The sequence below is a fragment of the Amycolatopsis panacis genome (assembly GCF_003600245.1).
GTDB classification, from domain to species: domain Bacteria; phylum Actinomycetota; class Actinomycetes; order Mycobacteriales; family Pseudonocardiaceae; genus Amycolatopsis; species Amycolatopsis sulphurea.
The window spans coordinates 70,055-88,595 of record NZ_QZFV01000072.1 but is presented as its reverse complement, the minus strand read 5'-3'; the positions used below and the strand labels follow the sequence as shown (position 1 = coordinate 88,595).

The 18,541-nt window shown below is 70.5% G+C and carries 16 protein-coding genes and 7 pseudogenes; 19 read left to right on the top strand and 4 right to left on the bottom strand.

Annotated features, from left to right (window positions below):
* Both D5S19_RS11445 and D5S19_RS11440 read right to left on the bottom strand, forming a co-directional pair.
* Positions 1 to 867: pseudogene (locus tag D5S19_RS11445) on the bottom strand (hypothetical protein); the annotation flags it as partial.
* Entirely contained in the window at positions 867 to 1,181 is a 315-nt protein-coding gene (locus D5S19_RS11440; protein WP_120023330.1) for a hypothetical protein, read from the bottom strand. The gene D5S19_RS11440 and the pseudogene D5S19_RS11445, both read right to left, overlap by 1 nt.
* Before the next feature lie 222 nt (positions 1,182 to 1,403).
* Here D5S19_RS11440 and D5S19_RS11435 point away from each other — a divergent pair, with 222 nt between their 5' ends.
* The 17 genes and pseudogenes from D5S19_RS11435 to D5S19_RS11365 form a co-directional block, all read left to right on the top strand.
* Positions 1,404 to 1,760, top strand: a complete 357-nt coding sequence (locus tag D5S19_RS11435) for a histidine triad nucleotide-binding protein (RefSeq protein ID WP_120023329.1) — start codon at positions 1,404 to 1,406, stop codon at positions 1,758 to 1,760.
* Between the two features lie 101 nt (positions 1,761 to 1,861).
* Positions 1,862 to 2,587: pseudogene (locus D5S19_RS33050) on the top strand (PhoH family protein); the annotation flags it as partial.
* Positions 2,576 to 3,343 (top strand): annotated as a pseudogene (locus D5S19_RS33790) (LAGLIDADG family homing endonuclease); the annotation flags it as partial. The pseudogenes D5S19_RS33050 and D5S19_RS33790, both read left to right, overlap by 12 nt.
* Before the next feature lie 252 nt (positions 3,344 to 3,595).
* Positions 3,596 to 3,928: pseudogene (locus D5S19_RS34120) on the top strand (PhoH family protein); the annotation flags it as partial.
* Complete coding sequence (gene ybeY, locus D5S19_RS11425) at positions 3,925 to 4,476, top strand: rRNA maturation RNase YbeY (RefSeq protein WP_120023327.1); 552 nt, start codon at positions 3,925 to 3,927, stop codon at positions 4,474 to 4,476. The pseudogene D5S19_RS34120 and the gene ybeY, both read left to right, overlap by 4 nt.
* Positions 4,477 to 4,485: 9 nt before the next feature.
* Positions 4,486 to 5,817, top strand: coding sequence for a hemolysin family protein (locus tag D5S19_RS11420; RefSeq protein ID WP_120023326.1), 1,332 nt, complete (start codon positions 4,486 to 4,488; stop codon positions 5,815 to 5,817).
* On the top strand, positions 5,810 to 6,148 hold the full coding sequence (locus D5S19_RS11415) for a cytidine/deoxycytidylate deaminase family protein (RefSeq protein WP_120023325.1): 339 nt from the start codon (positions 5,810 to 5,812) through the stop codon (positions 6,146 to 6,148). Before D5S19_RS11420 ends, D5S19_RS11415 begins: the two co-directional genes overlap by 8 nt.
* Positions 6,145 to 7,044, top strand: a complete 900-nt coding sequence (gene era / locus D5S19_RS11410; protein WP_120023324.1) for a GTPase Era — start codon at positions 6,145 to 6,147, stop codon at positions 7,042 to 7,044. The genes D5S19_RS11415 and era overlap by 4 nt, the downstream gene beginning before the upstream one ends.
* 140 nt (positions 7,045 to 7,184) lie before the next feature.
* Positions 7,185 to 7,634 carry a DUF2752 domain-containing protein gene (locus D5S19_RS11405; RefSeq protein ID WP_120023323.1) on the top strand — a complete coding sequence of 150 codons (450 nt, stop codon included), beginning with the start codon at positions 7,185 to 7,187 and terminating at the stop codon, positions 7,632 to 7,634.
* Positions 7,635 to 7,798: 164 nt separating this feature from the next.
* On the top strand, positions 7,799 to 9,124 hold the full coding sequence (locus D5S19_RS11400; protein WP_120023322.1) for an RDD family protein: 1,326 nt from the start codon (positions 7,799 to 7,801) through the stop codon (positions 9,122 to 9,124).
* Positions 9,125 to 9,249: 125 nt separating this feature from the next.
* Complete coding sequence (gene recO, locus D5S19_RS11395; protein ID WP_120023321.1) at positions 9,250 to 10,026, top strand: DNA repair protein RecO; 777 nt, start codon at positions 9,250 to 9,252, stop codon at positions 10,024 to 10,026.
* A 29-nt stretch (positions 10,027 to 10,055) separates the two neighbouring features.
* Positions 10,056 to 10,877, top strand: coding sequence for an isoprenyl transferase (locus D5S19_RS11390; protein WP_120023320.1), 822 nt, complete (start codon positions 10,056 to 10,058; stop codon positions 10,875 to 10,877).
* A complete protein-coding gene (locus tag D5S19_RS11385) occupies positions 10,874 to 11,293 on the top strand; it encodes a YbjN domain-containing protein (protein WP_120023319.1) in 420 nt (139 codons plus the stop codon). The genes D5S19_RS11390 and D5S19_RS11385 overlap by 4 nt, the downstream gene beginning before the upstream one ends.
* Positions 11,294 to 11,689: 396 nt before the next feature.
* On the top strand, positions 11,690 to 11,983 hold the full coding sequence (locus D5S19_RS11380) for a hypothetical protein (protein WP_147397373.1): 294 nt from the start codon (positions 11,690 to 11,692) through the stop codon (positions 11,981 to 11,983).
* A 110-nt stretch (positions 11,984 to 12,093) separates the two neighbouring features.
* The gene (locus D5S19_RS11375) at positions 12,094 to 13,113 is read left to right on the top strand and encodes a permease (protein ID WP_120023337.1); all 1,020 of its coding nucleotides are present in this window, start codon (positions 12,094 to 12,096) and stop codon (positions 13,111 to 13,113) included.
* A pseudogene (locus D5S19_RS11370) lies at positions 13,110 to 13,328 on the top strand (TIGR03943 family putative permease subunit); the annotation flags it as partial. The gene D5S19_RS11375 and the pseudogene D5S19_RS11370, both read left to right, overlap by 4 nt.
* Positions 13,329 to 13,589: 261 nt before the next feature.
* A pseudogene (locus tag D5S19_RS11365) lies at positions 13,590 to 14,126 on the top strand (TIGR03943 family putative permease subunit); the annotation flags it as partial.
* A gap of 505 nt (positions 14,127 to 14,631) precedes the next feature.
* Here the strand turns inward: D5S19_RS11365 and D5S19_RS11360 are convergent.
* Entirely contained in the window at positions 14,632 to 15,054 is a 423-nt protein-coding gene (locus D5S19_RS11360) for a Fur family transcriptional regulator (RefSeq protein WP_098514142.1), read from the bottom strand.
* On the bottom strand, positions 15,051 to 15,509 hold the full coding sequence (locus tag D5S19_RS11355) for an ArsR/SmtB family transcription factor (protein ID WP_120023317.1): 459 nt from the start codon (positions 15,507 to 15,509) through the stop codon (positions 15,051 to 15,053). The genes D5S19_RS11360 and D5S19_RS11355 overlap by 4 nt, the downstream gene beginning before the upstream one ends.
* Before the next feature lie 1,200 nt (positions 15,510 to 16,709).
* Between D5S19_RS11355 and D5S19_RS11350 the strand changes: the two genes are divergently transcribed.
* Both D5S19_RS11350 and D5S19_RS11345 read left to right on the top strand, forming a co-directional pair.
* Positions 16,710 to 18,098, top strand: a complete 1,389-nt coding sequence (locus D5S19_RS11350; protein WP_120023316.1) for a glycine--tRNA ligase — start codon at positions 16,710 to 16,712, stop codon at positions 18,096 to 18,098.
* 249 nt (positions 18,099 to 18,347) lie between these two features.
* Positions 18,348 to 18,492, top strand: a pseudogene (locus tag D5S19_RS11345) (response regulator transcription factor); the annotation flags it as partial.
* Positions 18,493 to 18,541 lie beyond the last annotated feature (49 nt).

Sequence of the window (18,541 nt, the reverse complement as noted above, 5' to 3'; positions counted from 1 at the left end):
CCGCGGCGTCTTCGGAGCTTCGCTCCTTCGCCGGTGGGGGTGTCGCGTGTTGTCCGAGGGCCGAGCCCCCGGAGCCCCCACGGGGCGGTGGGGGCGTAGGGGGGTGAGCTGCGGCTCCTGACGGGGCGGTGGGGGCGTAGGGGGGTGAGTTGCGGCTCCTGACGGGGCGGGTGGGGCGTAGGGGGCGAGCTGCGGGGCGGGTGTGGGGGTTCCAGTGAAGTCCGGTCGGGTGTCCAGCCACACGGTGTGCGTGCCATCCGGGGTGACGGTCGGGCCAAAGCGATTCGGGGTTGGCTCGCCTGCCTTGCGCCACCAGGAGTACGCGGTGTCCGCCTCGTCCCAGAGACGGCGCGGGCCGAGTTGGTGCACCGTCCAAGGGGTTTGCCCGCGTATCAGCGTGACCCGCGCCCATGATCGGGTGCGCACGTCGTGCAACTCGACCAGGCGACGGTCGTCGGTGACGTCTTCCACCGTCAGATAGCAGAACGGCACCCGGAGTCCGATGGTGAACGAAGCGCGAGTGAAGGTGACCATCTCGAACAATTCCCGGCCGCCGTGCGCGGTCCGGGTCGTCGCCGCCGTGCCGATCTGGTCGGCGGAAGGCTCGAGGAAGTCCCGCCGCTGGCTCCGCAGGCGCATGAACGCCAGGTCCGCTCCGCATCGCCCCGACGCGGACCCGTCCTCGGCGACTACCAGACGGGTCAAAGCGTCGTCGCCGTAGTCGCTGCCCCATGGCACGACGAGCACTCCGCCGGGGCGGGTCTGCCCGATCCACGCCGCCGGGATGGTGCGGACAGACGCCGTGGAGATCACCCGGTCGTAGGGGGCGTCCGGGGCATAGCCTTTCGTGCCGTCGCCGGTCACCACTACGGGCGAGTACCGGCCCCGGTCTCCAGCACGCGGTGCCCTTCGCGTACGTCCAGCGCCGCGAGCATGGCTGCCACCAGCGACGGCTGACTACCGGAGCTGGACGGCTGCTGCCCGATTTCACCCGGCTCGGTGGCGCCGTCGTCCACCTGCGTGACGATCGGCTCGTCCGCCGCGACCAGCGCACGCCAGCGTGGTTCGTCGTCGTCTCGCGAGACCGCGGAAAACCCGCCCTTGACGGGGTCATCGACCCACACCACGGCCGGGATGAACGGCGCGCGCCCCACGGTCAGCCGGTCGTGCCGGTCGGTCACGAATTCCGCCCTACTCGTCCCTGTCCGTCGCGGTCGGCGTCCTTCTTGCCCATCTTCTGCCTCCTGTTTTCCTCACCGCGCCGCTTGGGCGCGAAGCCTCCATTGATCGTGTATCCGGCTGCTGACGTTCTCGATCACGTACGCACCCTCCGTTGTGCCTGCAACCCCAGCAGCGGCCAACCGGGGCGGGGTGAGGGGCGCCGGTCTTTGTAGGGTGGTGGCATGACTTCTGCGGATACGTTGTTCGAGCGCATTATCGCCGGGGAGATTCCGTCCGACGTGGTGCACGAGGACGAGACCACGTTCGCGTTCCGGGACATCAATCCGCAGGCGCGGGTGCACGTGCTGGTGGTGCCGCGGAAGCGGTATCGCAATGTCGCCGAGCTGACCGAGGCGGATCCGCAGTTGCTGGCCGACGTGCTGCGGTCGTGCCGCCGGGTGGCCGAGATCGAGGGCATCGCCGAGAGCGGTTATCGGGTCGTGTTCAACACCAACGCCGAATCCGGGCAGACCGTGTTCCACGTGCACGCGCACGTGCTGGGCGGCGAGCAGTTGGGGCTGTTCGGGCGCTTCGGGTAGGAAACCGGACTGCGGGCGGGACCGGCGGCCAAGTACCATCGAAGGGTCCGCACGAACGTCCGTCAACGCAGCGAAAGCGCAGAAAGCAGGCCAGAGGCCACGTGGCCGGAACCGCACCGGGTGGAGCCGCCCGTCCTGACGTCCCCGACGACGCCCCGGCCACCAGCGTGGCCCAGTCCCGCTTCCCGATTCCCGACACGGCCGCGCTGAGCCTGCTCGGCTCGCGCGACGAGAACCTCCGCGTCGCCGAGGAACTGCTCGCCGCGGACGTGCACGTGCGTGGCAACGAGGTCACCCTCACCGGCACCCCGGCCGACGTCGCCTTCGCCGAACGCGTCTTCACCGACCTGGCCCAGCTCGCCGGCGGTGGCCAGCAGGTCGGCCCGGACACCGTGCGCCGCACCATCGGCATGCTCTCCAGCGGCGACGCCTCCCCGGCCGAAGTGCTCAGCCTCAACATCGTCTCCCGCCGCGGCAAGACGATCCGGCCCAAGACGCTCAACCAGAAGCGATATGTCGACGCGATCGACAAGCACACCGTCGTCTTCGGCATCGGCCCGGCGGGCACCGGCAAGACCTACCTCGCCATGGCCAAGGCCGTACAAGCCTTGCAGGCCAAGCAGGTCACCCGCATCGTGCTGACTCGCCCGGCGGTCGAAGCCGGCGAACGCCTCGGCTTCCTGCCCGGCACGCTCAACGACAAGATCGACCCGTACCTGCGCCCGCTCTACGACGCGCTGCACGACATGATCGAAGCGGAGTCGATCCCGCGGCTGATGCAGGCGGGCACGATCGAAATCGCGCCGCTGGCCTACATGCGCGGCCGGGCACAACCGGTCACCACCCCCGTGCTCACCCCGGAGGGCTTCCGGCCGATCGGGCGGCTGCGGGTCGGCGATCTGGTGCTGGGCTCCCATGGTGAACCCACCCCGGTCCTCGGCGTCTACCCGCAGGGCGAGAAGGACATCTACCGGCTGACCGCGGGCGACGGCTCGTCGACCCTGTGCTGCGGGGACCACCTCTGGACGGTCAGGACCGCGTCGGGCAAACGACGCGGCAAACCGTGGCGGGTCCTCGAAACCAAGCAGATGATCGGCAAGCTCCGCGCGCGGCGGTACGAGCTGCCGATGCTGTCCGGTCCGGCCTGTCATCCCGCCCGCCCGGTCCCGATGGATCCCTACGCGCTCGGCCTGGTGCTCGGCGAAGGATGTCTGACCGGGTCCACGACCCCGGGCTTCACGACGCACGATCCCGAGCTTCCGGGCATCCGCGTGCGGCATCGCGGCGGGAACGACGCACCCGACCAGAACGCCGAAGCCGGGAACGTCATCACGCTGGAGAACCCGGTCACCGACGCTCTCCGCGAACTGGAGCTGCTCGGTACCCGGTCGAACACCAAGTTCGTTCCGGAGTGCTACCTGAGCAACTCGGCCGAAGTGCGGCACGCCCTGCTGCAGGGCCTGCTCGACGCGGACGGCGAGCCGGTCGGGCACCGTGGACGTACCTGCCGGATCCAGTACACGACCACCTCGCAGCGGCTGCGGGACGACATCGTCGGCCTCGTGCAGTCGCTCGGCGGAACGGCCACCGAGCGAAGCCGCCGGGCGGCGGAGGATCAGCACGACGCGTACGTGCTGGACATCCGTCTTCCCGAGGGCACCGAGCCGTTCCGGCTCGCCCGCAAGCAGGAGAGCTACCACGCGGCCGGCGGCAGTGGCAGGCCGACGCGGTTCATCGACCGGATCGAGCCGGCCGGGCGCGCGGAGGCGGTCTGCATCCAGGTGGCGGCGGCCGATTCGCTCTACGTGACCGAGGGCCACCTGCTCACCCACAACACCCTCAACGACGCCTTCATCATTCTCGACGAGGCGCAGAACACCACCCCCGAGCAGATGAAGATGTTCCTCACCCGGCTCGGGTTCGGGGCCAAGATCGTGGTCACCGGGGACGTCACCCAGGTCGACCTGCCCAGCGGGCAGCGCAGCGGGCTGCGGGTCGTGCGGGAGATCCTCGAAGGCGTGGACGATCTGCACTTCGCCGAGCTGACCAGTCAGGACGTGGTGCGGCACAAGCTGGTCGGCGACATCGTCGACGCGTACGAGAAGTGGCAGGCCGCCCACGACGCGCAGGAACCGCCGTCCGGCGGCCGGAAGGGCACCCGCCGATGAGCATCGAGATCGCCAACGAGTCCGGCGTCGACGTGGACGAGACCTCGATCGTCGCGGCGGCGCGCTTCGCACTCGACAAGATGGAGGTCAGCCCGCTGGCCGAGCTGTCCGTCCTGTGCGTCACCCTGGACGTGATGGAAGACCTGCACCAGCGTTGGATGGACCTGCCGGGCCCGACCGACGTGATGGCCTTCCCGATGGACGAGCTGGACTCCTCCCGACGGCCGGACGCGCCGGACGCCTCGCCCGCACTGCTCGGCGACATCGTGCTGTGCCCGGCCTTCGCGAAGGACCAGGCCAAGGCCGCCGGGCACGGGCTGCTCGACGAACTGCACCTGCTCACCGTGCACGGGGTCCTGCACCTGCTCGGCTACGACCACGCCGAACCGGCCGAGGAACGCGAGATGTTCGGGCTGCAGAAGCGCATTCTCGGCGAGTTCCAGGCCGCGGTGGCCGCGCTGGACGCCCGCGATGCACAGCGCAACGTGGACGACCGGGTGCTCGGCGTCGCCGGGCTCGACACCCCGGCCCCCGGGGAAACGCCCTAAGGTTCCGACATGGGCAGTCCCACGGCACAGCTCGTGATCGCGATCGCGCTGGTGCTGCTCGCCGGTGGCTTCGCTGCCGCCGACGCGGCCATCGGCACGGTCTCGCAGGCCCGCGTCGACGGGCTGGTGCGCAGCGGCCGCGGCGGCGCGCGGCAGCTCGCCGCGGTCGTCGCCGAGCGCCGCCGGCACATCAACCTGTTGCTCCTGCTTCGGCTCGGCTGCGAGCTGACCGCCACCGTGCTGGTCACGGTGTCCTTCCTCGGCTGGGTGAGCAGGTTCTGGCTGGCTGTGCTGCTGTCCGCGGTGGTCATGGTGGTGGTCAGCTACGTGCTGATCGGCGTCGGCCCGCGCACCATCGGCCGTCAGCACCCTTATCGCGTCGGGATGATCGCGGCCGGCCCGGTCCGGGTGCTGGGCTCGATACTCGGCCCGCTGTCGCGGCTGCTCATCGTGCTCGGCAACGCGATCACGCCCGGCCGGGGTTTCCGCGAGGGCCCGTTCACCTCCGAGGTCGAGCTGCGCGAACTGGTCGACTTGGCTCAGGAACGCGGCGTGGTGGAGGACTCCGAGCGGGAGATGATCCACTCGGTCTTCGAACTCGGCGACACGGTGGCCCGCGAAGTGATGGTGCCGCGCACCGAGATCGTCTGGATCGAGCGCACCAAGACCGTGCGTCAGGCCCTTGCGCTCGCGTTGCGCACCGGGTTCACCCGCGTCCCGGTGATCGACGACTCGGTTGACGACATCTGCGGCGTGGTCAACATCAAGGACCTGATGTCCGCGTACATGGACCCGGACGGGCCGGGAACGCTGGTCGGCGGGGTGATGCACCCGGCGAGCTTCGTGCCCGACTCCAAGCGGCTCGACGAGCTGCTCAAGGAGATGCAGCGCACCCACCACCACCTGGCGATCGCGGTCGACGAGTACGGCGGCACCGCGGGCCTGCTGACGATCGAGGACATCCTCGAGGAGATCGTCGGCGAGATCACCGACGAATCCGACACCGAGGAACGGCCGGACGTCGAGGAACTCGACGAAGGCGCGGTGCGCGTGTCGTCCCGGCTCAGCGTGGACGACCTCGGCGAGCTGTTCGGCATCGACCTGCAGGACCACGATGTGGAGACGGTCGGCGGACTGCTCGCACAGCGACTGGGTAGGGTCCCGCTGCCGGGGGCCGAAGCCGAGGTCGCCGGCCTTCGGCTGTTCGCCGAGGGGGGCAAGGACCGCCGCGGCCGCATGCGCATCACCTCGGTCGTGGTCCGTCCGGCCGGCGCCGGCGTGCGGCGGCGCACCCGGGCACCCCAATCCGATGAAAGCAACAGGAGAGTCGACCATGCCTGACCTCGAGGCCGAGGACCAGAAGCTCGTCACGCTGGCCCGTTCCGCACGGGCCCGCAACGGTGCCGCCGAAGGTGCCGCGGTGCGGGACACCGACGGCCGGACCTACGCCGCGACCACCGTCGAGCTGCCGTCGTTCCGGCTCACCGCCGTGCAGGGGGCGGTGGCCGCCGCGCTGTCCAGCGGCGCCGAGGGTCTCGAAGCGGCCGCCGTGGTGACCGCCGATGTGCTCGTGGACGAGGCATCCGTGCAGGCGGTGCGCGACGTGGCGAAGCTGGCTCCGATCGTGCGGGCCGAGCCCTCGGGCGAGATCGCCGAGGTGCTCCAGCCGTGACCGAGCCGCATCGCTCCGGGTTCGCCTGCTTTGTCGGACGGCCCAACGCGGGCAAATCCACGCTTACCAACGCGCTGGTCGGCACCAAGATCGCGATCACCTCGAGCAAGCCGCAGACCACCCGGCACGCCATCCGCGGGATCGTGCACCGCCCGGACGCGCAGCTGGTGATCATCGACACACCCGGCCTGCACCGTCCGCGCACCCTGCTCGGGCAGCGGCTCAACGATCTGGTGCACGAGACCTGGTCCGAAGTGGACGTCGTCGGATTTTGCGTGCCGGCCGACGAAAAGGTCGGTCCGGGCGACCGGTTCATCGCTGAGGAACTGAAGAAGATCGCGCGCCGCACCCCGGTGCTCGGCATCGTCACCAAGACCGATCTGGTCAAGCCCGAGCAGGTCGCCGAGCAGTTGCTCGCGCTGCAGCAGGTGATGGACTTCGCCGAGCTGGTGCCGGTGTCGGCGGTGGACGGGTTCCAGGTCACCACGCTGTCGGACCTGCTGGTCGCGCGGCTGCCCGAGGGACCGCAGCTCTACCCCGGCGGCGAGCTGACCGACGAACCGGAGCAGACCCTCGTCGCCGAGCTGATCCGGGAGGCCTCGCTGGAGGGCGTACGCGACGAGCTGCCGCACTCGATCGCGGTCACCGTGGAGGAGATGCTGCCGCGCGAGGGCCGCGACGACCTGATCGACGTGCACGCGCTGCTGTACGTGGAGCGGCCCAGCCAGAAGGGGATCATCCTCGGGCACCGCGGCGAACGGCTGAAGGAGGTCGGCGCCACCGCGCGCCGGCACATCGAGCGGCTGCTGGGTTCGAAGGTCTACCTCGATCTGCATGTGAAGGTGGCCAAGGACTGGCAGCGCGACCCGAAACAGCTGCGGCGGCTGGGATTCTGACGCGTCTTCGTCGCGTCGTTTCCGGGAGGGAAGGGCATGAACGGTCGGTACCCGCTGTGGCGTCTTGACGGGTACCGCCTGCCGCTCGGCATCGCCATCCTGATCGGGCGGTACCTCGTGGCGGGTAACGGGTTCCGGCCGTGAGCACTGTCTACACGGGAGTGCCCGCGCGCAATCCTCGTGCGGTCGCCAGGGCACTCGCGGGGCCTGCCGCGGTCGCCGCCGGGATCGGGCTGGCCTGCGCCGCGGTGTGGTGGGGGGATCCGACCACGCCTGGCGGGCTGTTTCCGGTGTGTCCGACCAAATTCCTGTTCGGCATCGACTGTCCCGGCTGTGGTGGCCTGCGGATGGCCTACAGCCTGTTGCACGGCAACGTTTCCGCGGCAGTGCACTACAACGCGGTGGCGCTGGTGTTCGTCGTGTTGTTCGCGTGGAGCGGGTTCGCCTGGACAGTAGGCAGGTTGCGCGGCCGCGCGGTGCGTTCGTGGCTGCACCGGCGGTGGACGCCGTGGGTGGCGGGTGCGGCGTTCGCGGCCTGGTTTGTCCTGCGCAACCTGCCGTTTCCGCCGTTCGCTGGGCTGTTCGTGTGAACTTGACAGTGGTGTGGACCACGTCCGGAGCGGATCCGGTTTCCCCTGCGGACAAGGGAAAGCCTGGCTGAGATCGGCGTAGCGGAACCGAGTACGCTCCGTGCGCCGGTGCTCACGGAAGAGTGACAGCGCCGGTGCAACGACGATGCGAGGGGGAATTCCCGATGACCGATCCCTACAGTCAGCCGGCCGGCCCGCCGCAGGGTCCGCCGCCGTTCGGTGTCCCGCCGGGACAGCCGCCCGGCGTGCCCCCGGCCCCGGGCGGATTTCCTGTGCCGCAAGGAGGTTTCGGCCAGCCACAGCCGGGTTTTGGCTCGCCGCAGGGTGCCCACGGCGGTTTCGGCCAGCCGCACGCGCCGTCGCCTCAGCCCGGTTTCGGTGCCCCGCAACCGGGTTATGGCCAGCCAGGGTTCGGTGGCCCGAACCCGTACGGCCCGCCGGGCGGTTACGCGAACTGGGGCCTGCGGGTGCTCGCGATGCTGATCGACTACGGCCCGCTGCTTGCGCTGCACCTGACCGCGATCATCGTCGGCACGATCGGGTTGGGCTCGATTGTCACCACGATCTGCTACCTGCTCGCCGGCTTGGGGTCGATCGGCTGGGGCCTCTACACCCGGTGGCTGCGAGGCGGTACCACCGGGCAGTCGCTCGGCAAGCGTGTGGTCGGGATCAAGCTCGTCAGCGAGGTGACCGGGCAGCCGATCGGCCCGGGGATGGCCTTCGTGCGCGATCTGACGCACGTGTTCGACGGGTTCTTCTGCTTCGTGGGCTTCCTGTGGCCGCTGTGGGACGAAAGGGCGCAGACCTTCGCGGACAAGATCATCCGCACCGTGGTGCTGCCCGCGGACGCTCCGGCGCCACCGCAGGCGTTCGGCTACGGCTCGCCGCAGGCCGGTTTCGGGCCGCCGCCCGGCTTCGGTCAACACCCCTCCGGCGGGTTCGCCCAGCCGCAGGCGGCGTTCGGGCAGCAGCCCGGGTTCGGGCAACCGGGCCAGCCTCAGCCGGGGTTCGGTCAGTCGCCCGCTGAGGGGCTCGCCCAGCCGCAGCCGGGACTTGCCCAGCCCCAGGCGGGATTCGGTCAGCCGCAGGCGGGATTCGGTCAACCTCAGCCGAGCGTGGGCCAGCCGGGGCAGCCTCAGCCGGGGTTCGGCCAGCAACCGCCGGGACTCGGGCAGCCGGGCCAGCCGCAGGCCTTCGGACAGCTCCCGTCCGGCGGGTTCGCCCCGCCGCCCCTGCCCGGCCAGCCCGTTGCCGATCAGTCTGCCGCCGGACTTGTCGTCGCCGGGCAATCCTCCACCGGGCAGCCCACCGCCGGGCCACTTTCGCCCGGACCGACGCCGTTCGAGCAGGCCGAGCCCACCCAGGTGGTCCGCCCGGGCGGAGCAGACTCCGCCGACCGCACCCAGATGCTCAAGCCCGGCGACCCCGCTCCCGAGGCCACTCAAACGCTCAAGCCCGACGCCGCCGTGAAGAGCGACCCACCGGCCTGATCGTCTTTGCCCGTAAGAAAAAGCCAAGCCGTGCCCACTCCGGCAGCCGCGGTGCGCACCGGCTCTTTCCACCGAACCAGGGTGTCACCGTCGGCGATATCGCCCGGAAGTGGGACGATGCCGGGGTGGTGAACCTCTACCGCGACACCGGGGTGGTGCTGCGCACGCACAAGCTGGGCGAGGCCGACCGGATCATCACCCTGCTCACGCGGCGGCACGGCAAGGTCCGGGCGGTCGCCAAGGGCGTGCGCCGCACCTCGTCCCGGTTCGGTGCGCGGCTCGAACCGTTCGGTCATGTGGACCTGCAGTTCTATCCCGGGCGCACGCTGGACGTGATCACCCAGGTGGAGACCGTGGACGCGTTCGCGCTGCCGCTGGTCGCCGACTACCAGCGCTACACCGCCGCCAGCGCCATCGCCGAGACCGCCGACCGGCTCTCCGCGGAGGAGGGCGAACCGGTGCTCAAGCTGTACCTGCTGGTCGTCGGCGCGCTGCGGGCGCTGGCCGGTGGGCAGCGGGACGCCTCGCTGGTACTCGACGCGTTCTTCCTGCGCGCGATGGCCTACGCCGGCTGGGCGCCCGCGATCGCCGAATGCGCCCGCTGCGGGCTGCCCGGCCCGCATGCCGCGTTCAATGTCGCCGCGGGCGGGTCGATGTGCCCGGACTGCCGGATCGCCGGATCGGTGCATCCCGCTCCGGAGGTGCTCACTCTGCTCGACGCGTTGCTGCAGGGGGCCTGGACGGTCGCCGAGGCCGCGCCCGGAGTCACCCGCCGGGACGCGTCCGGGCTGGTCGCGGCACATCTGCAGTGGCATCTGGAGCGTCAGCTGCGGTCGCTGCCGCTCGTGGAGCGGCGTGCCAGGCAGGTGCCTACGCCGGGGCAAGTAGGGTCACCCGGGTAGGGAAGCCCACTCGGCAGGAGGACCACGAAGTGCTGCGCAGGGGACGCGAGACCCGGGCGTCGGGGTATGAATTGCGGGCACCGGACCCGCATCCCACCGGGGCGAAGCCGCCGGAGATCCCGCGCGCGCTGCTCCCGAAGCACGTCGCGCTCGTGATGGACGGCAACGGCCGCTGGGCCAATCAGCGCGGCCTGCCGCGGATCGAGGGGCACAAGCGCGGCGAGGCGGTGATGATCGACGTCGCGAGCGGCGCAGTCGAGCTGGGCGTGAAGTGGCTTTCGGTGTACGCGTTCTCCACCGAGAACTGGAAGCGCAGCCCGGAGGAGGTGCGCTTCCTGATGGGCTTCAACCGGGACACCATCCGGCGTCAGGTGGACTACCTCGGTTCGATCGGCGTACGCATCCGGTGGGCGGGCCGTCGTCCCAAGCTGTGGGCGAGCGTGATCAAGGAACTGCAGATCGCGGAAGAGAAGACGAAGAACAACACCGCGCTGAACATGACCATGTGCGTCAACTACGGCGGACGCGCGGAGCTGGGCGACGCGATGCGCCGGATCGCCCAGGACGTCGCGGCGGGCAAGCTGAACCCCGACAAGATCGACGAGCGCACCATCGGGAAGTACCTGTACCAGCCGGACATGCCCGACGTGGACCTGTTCCTGCGTCCTTCGGGGGAGCAGCGTACGTCGAACTTTCTGCTGTGGCAGTCGGCGTACGCGGAGATGGTCTACCAGGACACGCTGTTCCCGGATTTCGACCGCACCCACCTGTGGCGTGCCTGCCTGGAATTCGCCAAGCGCGACCGCCGTTTCGGCGCGGCCGTGGACCAGGCCGAAGGGACCAACGCATGAGTACCGCGGAAGCCGCCGAGACCGGCGCCTTGCTGACCCTGGCCCGCGAAGCGCTGGAACGCTACCTCGAAGTCCACGTGGACGACGACGGCGCGATCACCTTCTCGCACGGGGACGTCCCCTGCGTCATCCAGGCCACCCGCCTGGCCGACGGTCTCACCGTGCTGAGCCTGACCTGCGTCGTCGCCTGGGACCGCCCGGACGACCCCGCGCTGGCGATCGCCGTCGCCGAACGCGCCGGCCAGGGCCTGTTCGGCACCCTCGGGCTCGGACACACCGACCAGGGCGTGGACGTGACCCTCCGCTACGCCTTCCCGGCGGAGGGCATGGACCCGTCGCCACTCGGGACGTTGCTGATGCTGGTGGTGTCGACGGCTTCACAGCTGCGTACGGAGCTGCCCGGCGTCCAGGACTGACCGGGTTTCCAGGCGTTCGCGGGGTGGTTCTTCGCCAAGGTTGTCGGGGCTGGCTGTTTGACGCGGACCCTGGGAGCTGTCGCTGGCGGCTGGTCATAGGTGGGGAGCCGTTTACGGCCCGGCCGATGTCCTGGCGGCCTTCCAGCTGAGCTGCCGACGTCGGTGATTGCTGAGCGCCTGTCGACGGTGACTTGCCTGTGGGATGGTGCTGCCGGGCCGATGTCACTGGGCTGTTTTCCGGCTGCTGTTTGCCGGGCGCCTGCCGAGGGGTGGCTTGCCTGACGGATCAGTGCTGTCGTTCGGGCTTCGCCGCAGTCGGGCGGATGTCGCTGGGCGAGTTTGCTGAGTGGCTGTCGCGTGTGGCGGGCGGTGCTGCGTGCTGGCTGGTGCGGCTTGGTGTTCGAGGGCGCAGCTGTCGTCGGGCTTGCCTTGCTTGAGGAGATGCCCGCTGTCGCAGGTGCTTTTCCACGCCCGATCGACCTGGTGCCGCAGGGGATTTGCCTCGCCGTGCCTTTCGCGTTCGACGGCTGGCTGGTGCTTTGCGTTGTCCTGCAAGGTGATTGCCCCGGGCAGCACGGTGAGTGGCTGCCGCTGCCCGCCCACTGCTTCGCCGCGCTCGACAGGTCGGTTCCGTCTGCTGCCGCATCCCGGCGAGCCAGCGCGCGGCGCGACCCAACCTCGACGAAATGACCGATTTGTCTATCTCGAATGGGTGACTTCTGCGCGAAACCGTCGTGAGGGTCCCCTTCACTGCGCCTGCGGGCGGCGTCCGGTCGGGGGTGGCTGGCATCATCGCGTTCGTGGAAATCATTCCCGGAAACGCCACCGAGGAGCGGCCGCGCACGCGGCGGTTCCGGATCAGTTCGATCGAGATCCTGTGCGCCGTGCTGCTCGTTGCGATCCTTGCGCAGAGCCGGCTGCAGGAGCTGTTCGACGTGCCCGCGTTGCGCACCGGCGCGACCGTGTTCGTCGCCGTGTGCGTGCAGGCGCTGCCCTTTCTGGTGCTCGGGGTGCTGATCAGCGGGGCCATCGCGGCGTTCGTGCCGGCGCGGGTGCTCGAGCGGGTGCTGCCGCGCCGGGCCTCGGCCGCGGTCGGGGTGGCCGGGCTGGCCGGCGTGGCCCTGCCGGGGTGCGAATGCGCGTCCGTGCCGGTCGCCCGGCGGCTGATCGGCCAGGGGGTGGCGCCGGCAGCGGCGCTGACCTTCCTGCTCGCCGCGCCCGCGGTGAACCCGGTGGTGCTGGTGGCCACCGCGGTGGCGTTCCCCGGCCGTCCGGAAATGGTGCTCGCGCGGTTCGCCGGGTCGCTCGCGACGGCGATGGCGATGGGCTGGATCTGGGCGCGCTGGGGCAAGCTGTCCTGGATCACCGAACGCGCCCTGCGCCGGTTGCCCGACGTGCCGCCGGGCCGCCGCTGGCAGGTGTTCGCCGAGACCGCGCGCACCGATCTGGTGGAGGCAGGAGGATTTCTCGTGCTGGGCGCGTTGATCTCCGCCTCGCTCAACGTACTCGTGCCGGCGCAATGGTTCGGGGTGCTGTCCGGGCAGGTGGTGCTCGGCGTGCTGGTGATGGCCGTGCTGGCCGTGGTGCTGGCGCTGTGCAGCGAGGCGGACGCATTCGTGGCCGCGTCGCTGGCCGCCGTGCCGTTGCTGCCGAAGCTGGTCTTTCTGGTGGTCGGCCCGGCCATCGACGTGAAGCTGTTCGCCTTGCAGACCGGTACGTTCGGGAAGTCCTTCGCGGCCCGGTTCGCCCCGGTGACGTTCGTGGTCGCGCTCCTCTGTGGCACGGCCGCGGGCCTGATCTTCCTCGGCGGTGCGCGATGAGGCGGGAAACCCAGAACGTGCTGCTGATCCTCCTCGGCGGCGCGCTGGTGAAGATTGCGATCAACGGCGACTACCTGCGCTATGTCAAACCGGCCCAGCAACCGTGGATCATCTGCGGCGGAGTGGTGATGCTCCTGCTCGGCGTCGTCGCGATCGTGGCCGACCTGCTCCGCGCCCGCTCGGCGGCGAATGCCGCCGCGCAAGCCGGGCCGGATGTCGTCGCGGCGGGCCATCCGCCGCCCGAAGCTGCAGGCGGCCAGGGCTGCGAGACACCTGATGCCCAGGAGCCACGGGTGGCGGCGGCGCATCACCTCGCGGATTCTCCGGGTGCGGGGCCGATCGATGAGTTCGTGCAGAGCCAGGGCATCGGGCCGATGGAGGAGTATCCGGCCGGGTTCGAGCAAAACAAGGACCCCAGCCTGACCGACGGGAATCGGCCAAGGGGTGAGCCGGAAAGCCCCGCCGGGCCTGCCGCCGGACATCCGGTGGGGGACGGGCACGGGCACCACCATCCGGCGCGTTCGGCGTGGCTGCTCGTCGTGCCGGTGCTCGCCGTTTTCCTCGTGGCGCCTCCCGCGCTCGGCGCGGATTCGGTCACCCGGACCGAGGCGAGAGTGCCCCAGAGCGCGGCGACCACGGCCGAGTCGGCTTTCCCGCCGCTGCCCGCCGAAGCAGTGGTGCCGATGGCGATGAACGAGGTCGTGTCACGGGCCGGCTGGGATTCCGGCGGCACCCTCAACGGCCGGACGATCGCGATCTCCGGCTTCGTCGTGCACAACGGCGGGCAGACCCTGCTGGCCCGCCTCGTCATCAGCTGCTGCGCTGCCGACGCCTCCCCGGTAACAGTGCGTCTGAAAGGAGGTGATGCGGACCGTTTCCCCAGCGACACCTGGCTACGGGTCACCGGACAGATCGTTCCCGGTACCGCCAACGAGGCGAACAGCTATACCCCCGACCTCGTCCCGGCGACCGTCGAACGGATCACCGCACCCAAAGACCCGTACGAGTACTGAGACGCGGCCGATGTCTGTCCGGTGGGCGATCCCGGCGCCGAGAGCGTGGCGGTGGGCGGCAAAGCCGAATGCGCGGCGAACGGTCCGGTGCCGAGCGGTGCGGCAGTGAACGGGCCGGGGCTGCCCGGAGCACGATCCGGTACCGAGAGTCGGCTGCAGCCCGGGCCGGATCCGATGGCCACGGCTGGTCCCCGGCACCTTCGACGCCCAGCCCCTGCGGTTGGCGCCAGACCGGACTCGACGCCTCGGCGGACTCAACGCTTGGCGAGGTCAGTCGCCGACTGGTCCAAGGCGTGGCCAGGACCAGCGCCAGGCCGTACCCGGGCCACACTGGACTCGGCGGCAGGTCGGACCCGGGCCACACTGGACTCGGTGGCAGGCCGGACCTACTGCCTCACTGGACTCTGCGCCAGACTGGCCCCGGCGTCCGAAACGGGCCGAGGTCCGGCCCGGCCGGGCGCGAGTTCGGGATCGACGGACGGATCGGGAGCCAGCGTGCCGGGGTTCAGCCTGCGGCGTGTTCCGCGCAGGTGCCGGTGATCTCCACGGTGTGGCTGATGTCGCTGAAGCCGTGTTCTGCGGCGATCTTCTCCGCCCAGCGTTCCACGGCCGGACCTTCGACCTCCACGGTGCGGCCGCAGACGCGGCACACCAGGTGATGGTGGTGGTGCGCCGAGCACAGCCGGTAGATCGCTTCGCCCGAGTCGGTGCGCAGGACGTCGATCTCGCCTGCCTCGGACAAGGACTGCAGGGTGCGGTACACCGTGGTCAGGCCGATACCGTCGCCGCGCTTGCGGAGTTCGTCGTGGAGTTCCTGGGCGGAACGGAAATCGTTGACGGTGGTGAGCAGATCGACCACCGCCGCTCGCTGCCGGGTGGCGCGGCGGCCGGGGACCGGGGCGGGTTTCGAGGCCCGGGACATCGTCATTTCCCTTCCTGCACGTGGGTCACCGCATCGACGACGATGTGCGCCAAGTGGTCGTCCACCAGCCGGTAGACGACCTCGCGGCCGCGGCGGTCACCGCGCACCACGCCTGCCGTCTTGAGCACCCGCAGGTGCTGGCTGATCAACGGTTGCGCGACGTCCAGCGCGTCCACCAGCTCGTGGACGCACCGGTCCGCCTCGCGCAGCTGCAGCACGATGGCGATCCGCACCGGGGCCGCGAGTGCCCGCAGCAGCTCGCCCGCGTCGGCGAGGGCGGCCGTCGGGACCGCGGATCCGGGGTGCCCGCCGCTCGGGCCGGGCTCGTGGCCGTCGGCCTCAAGCGCGGAACCTGCGGTGAGTGCGGAACCCTCGGCATCCGGGACTCCCCGAACGCCCTCCGCACCGGGACCACCACTTGCGGCACCGGAACCGCTTGCTGCACGGGCACTGGCCGCCACATCCGAGCGGCCTCCGGCACTGGGGCCACTCGTCGTGCCCGCACCGGAACCACTTGCGGCACCGGAACCGCTTGCCGCACCAGCACCGGCCGTCGCACCCGGACCGCCTCCGGCACCGGCTGCCACACCCGGACCGCCTCCGGCACCCGAATCGCCTGGGGCGCCCAAACCGCGAGCGGCGCCTGGGCCACCGGCGGTGCCGGGAACGTCTGGGGCGCCCGAACCGAGAGCGGTACCTGGGCCACCGGCGGTGCCGGGAACGTCTGGGGCGCCCAAACCGCGAGCGGCGCCTGGGCCACCGGCAGTGCCGGGAACGCCTGCCGCACCCGGAACACGAGCGGTGCCGGAGCTACCCGCAGCTGCCGGAACGGCTGCCACGCCCGCGACCCCGGCCGCGCCCGGAACACTCGTGGCGCTCTCCGGGTTCCCGACGGGGCCGAGCGGGGCGCCGGAACGTCCCGGCGGGTCCGCGGCCGGGCCGGTCGAGAGGGCACCCGAACTGGCCGGTGTCATCGCCTGCCTCCAACTCGCGTCCTGCCGTCCTGCCGGGGCACCGTGAGGGTGGCGGTCCCGAAGGCGGATGTCATTGCCGATAACAGTCTGTTCCATCGTAGTGTTCCCGAACACTCGACCGGGCGGGCACTGGGGCACCGGGCCGGTGGTACGACGACTGTGCTCCCCCGGCAGGGTGAGTTCACCGCGAGGTGGCCCGCCGGGGGAGCAAGCCCCGGGGCCGAGCTGTAGCGCGGCCGGGCTGTGGCGCCGATCCCGCGCATTGCCTCCCACGGCGCCGCGTGGTGGGGCATCCGGCTCGGCGCCGCCCAAAGGGCGCGCTCGTGCTGTCCGGTCACCCGCGACCAACGGGCCGGCGATCCACGGGTGCACCCGTAGACAACGGCGAGCGTCGTCGAACTTCTCCGGCGGTCGCCGGCCCGCCACTCCAGCGGCGCGGTCACCCTCGTTGAGGTGGTGGGGTCACACCGGCTCGTGCCATCACCTGTGGCGGCGGCCACCTCGACGACCCGGCGGGCTCGCCGAGAACCGGCTCGTCGCCGCGGATCCGGTGTGTCCCACCCCGGCTGACCGGACCGACCGGGCCGCGCCCGCCGACGCACGGCCTGCGCGCAGTGGCGCCGGGCCCAGCGGATAGGCTGGACGTCTTAGTCCGATAACCGTCCCCGCATGCGTCCGGAGCGTGGAGTGCCCGCCAACACCATCGATACCGTCGTCAGTCTGTGCAAGCGCCGTGGCTTCGTCTTCCCGTCGGGAGAGATCTACGGCGGCACCAGGTCGGCGTGGGACTACGGGCCGCTCGGCGTGGAGCTGAAGGACAACATCAAGCGCCAGTGGTGGAAAGCCATGGTGCAGGGCCGCGAGGACGTGGTCGGCCTCGACTCCTCGGTGATCCTGCCGCGCCAGGTGTGGGTCGCCTCGGGGCACGTGAACGTGTTCACCGATCCGCTGATCGAATGCCTGTCCTGCCACAAGCGGTTCCGGGCCGACCAGCTCGCCGAGGACTTCGAGGCGCGCACCGGCAAGCCGACCGCCGAGGACGACCTGTCCGAGGTGCCGTGCCCGAACTGCGGCACCCGCGGCAAGTACACCGAACCGCGCGACTTCAACATGATGCTCAAGACCCACCTCGGCCCGGTGGAGACCGAAGAGGGCCTGCACTACCTGCGCCCGGAGACCGCGCAGGGCATCTTCGTCAACTTCCTCAACGTGCAGACCGCCTCGCGCCGCAAGCCGCCGTTCGGCATCGGCCAGATCGGCAAGTCCTTTCGCAACGAGATCACCCCGGGCAACTTCATTTTCCGCACCCGCGAGTTCGAGCAGATGGAGATGGAGTTCTTCGTCGAGCCGGGCGAGGACGAGACCTGGCACCAGTACTGGATCGACACCCGCACGCAGTGGTACACCGATCTCGGCATCAAGCCGGAGAACCTGCGGCATTTCGAGCACCCGAAGGAAAAGCTCTCGCACTACGCGAAGCGCACCGTCGACATCGAGTACCGTTTCGCGTTCAACGCCGGGCAGGAATGGGGCGAGCTGGAGGGCATCGCCAACCGCACCGATTTCGATCTCACCACGCACTCCAATCACTCCGGGGTGGACCTGTCGTTCTTCGACCAGGCCTCCGGGCAGCGTTACCGCCCGTTCGTGATCGAGCCCGCCGCCGGGGTCGGCCGGTCGATGATGGCGTTCCTGGTCGACTCCTACGACGAGGAGGAGGTGCCGAACGCCAAGGGCGGCACCGACAAGCGCACCGTGCTGCACCTGGACCCGCGGCTGGCCCCGTTCAAGGCCGCGGTGCTGCCGCTCTCGCGCAACGCCGACCTCTCGCCGAAGGCCCGCGATCTGGCCGCCCGCCTGCGCAAGCACTGGAACGTCGACTTCGACGACGCGCAGGCGATCGGCCGCCGGTACCGCCGCCAGGACGAGATCGGCACCCCGTACTGCGTCACGGTGGACTTCGACTCCCTGGAGGACCAGGCGGTCACCGTCCGAGAACGCGACAGCATGACCCAGGAGCGGATCGCGATCGACCAGGTGGAGTCCTACCTGGCCGGTCGCCTGCTCGGCTGCTGATCCCGCCGATTCCGCAGCGCGACGGCCCCTTCCGCTCCGGGGGGGCGTCGCCATGTCCTGCCCCTGTGGCTGCCGTTGGAGGCGATGGCGGGCTGGATGCAGGGCGTGGCGCACGCGTTGCCGGCGTACTGGATGATCAGCCTGGTTCGCCCGGCGGTGACCACGCAGCTGGTCGTCGGCTATCCCGCCGCGCTGGCCGCCTGGACGGCCGGCTTGGGCGCGCTGGTGATCCGGCTCTACCGTAGGACCGGCGCCACCGTCTCGGACATCGCCAAAGAAGCTGTTCCTGTCGGAGGGCACCGTACGCAATCACCTGTCCGCCGCGATCGGCAAGATCGGCGCGCGGACCCGCGCGGAGGCCGTCCGGCTGGCCGAGGAACGCGGTTGGCTCTAGTCCTCGTGCTGTGAAGGGAACCTTCACGGACGCTGAGTCCATTAGGTTC

Coding starts and splice junctions, on each gene's coding strand:
- D5S19_RS11360 (WP_098514142.1), bottom strand. CDS start 15,054: ATGACGATGTCCCGGGCCTCGAAACCCGCCCCGGTCCCCGGCCGCCGC.
- D5S19_RS11400 (WP_120023322.1), top strand. CDS start 7,799: ATGACCGATCCCTACAGTCAGCCGGCCGGCCCGCCGCAGGGTCCGCCG.
- D5S19_RS11420 (WP_120023326.1), top strand. CDS start 4,486: ATGGGCAGTCCCACGGCACAGCTCGTGATCGCGATCGCGCTGGTGCTG.
- ybeY (WP_120023327.1), top strand. CDS start 3,925: ATGAGCATCGAGATCGCCAACGAGTCCGGCGTCGACGTGGACGAGACC.
- D5S19_RS11435 (WP_120023329.1), top strand. CDS start 1,404: ATGACTTCTGCGGATACGTTGTTCGAGCGCATTATCGCCGGGGAGATT.
- D5S19_RS11385 (WP_120023319.1), top strand. CDS start 10,874: ATGAGTACCGCGGAAGCCGCCGAGACCGGCGCCTTGCTGACCCTGGCC.
- D5S19_RS11415 (WP_120023325.1), top strand. CDS start 5,810: ATGCCTGACCTCGAGGCCGAGGACCAGAAGCTCGTCACGCTGGCCCGT.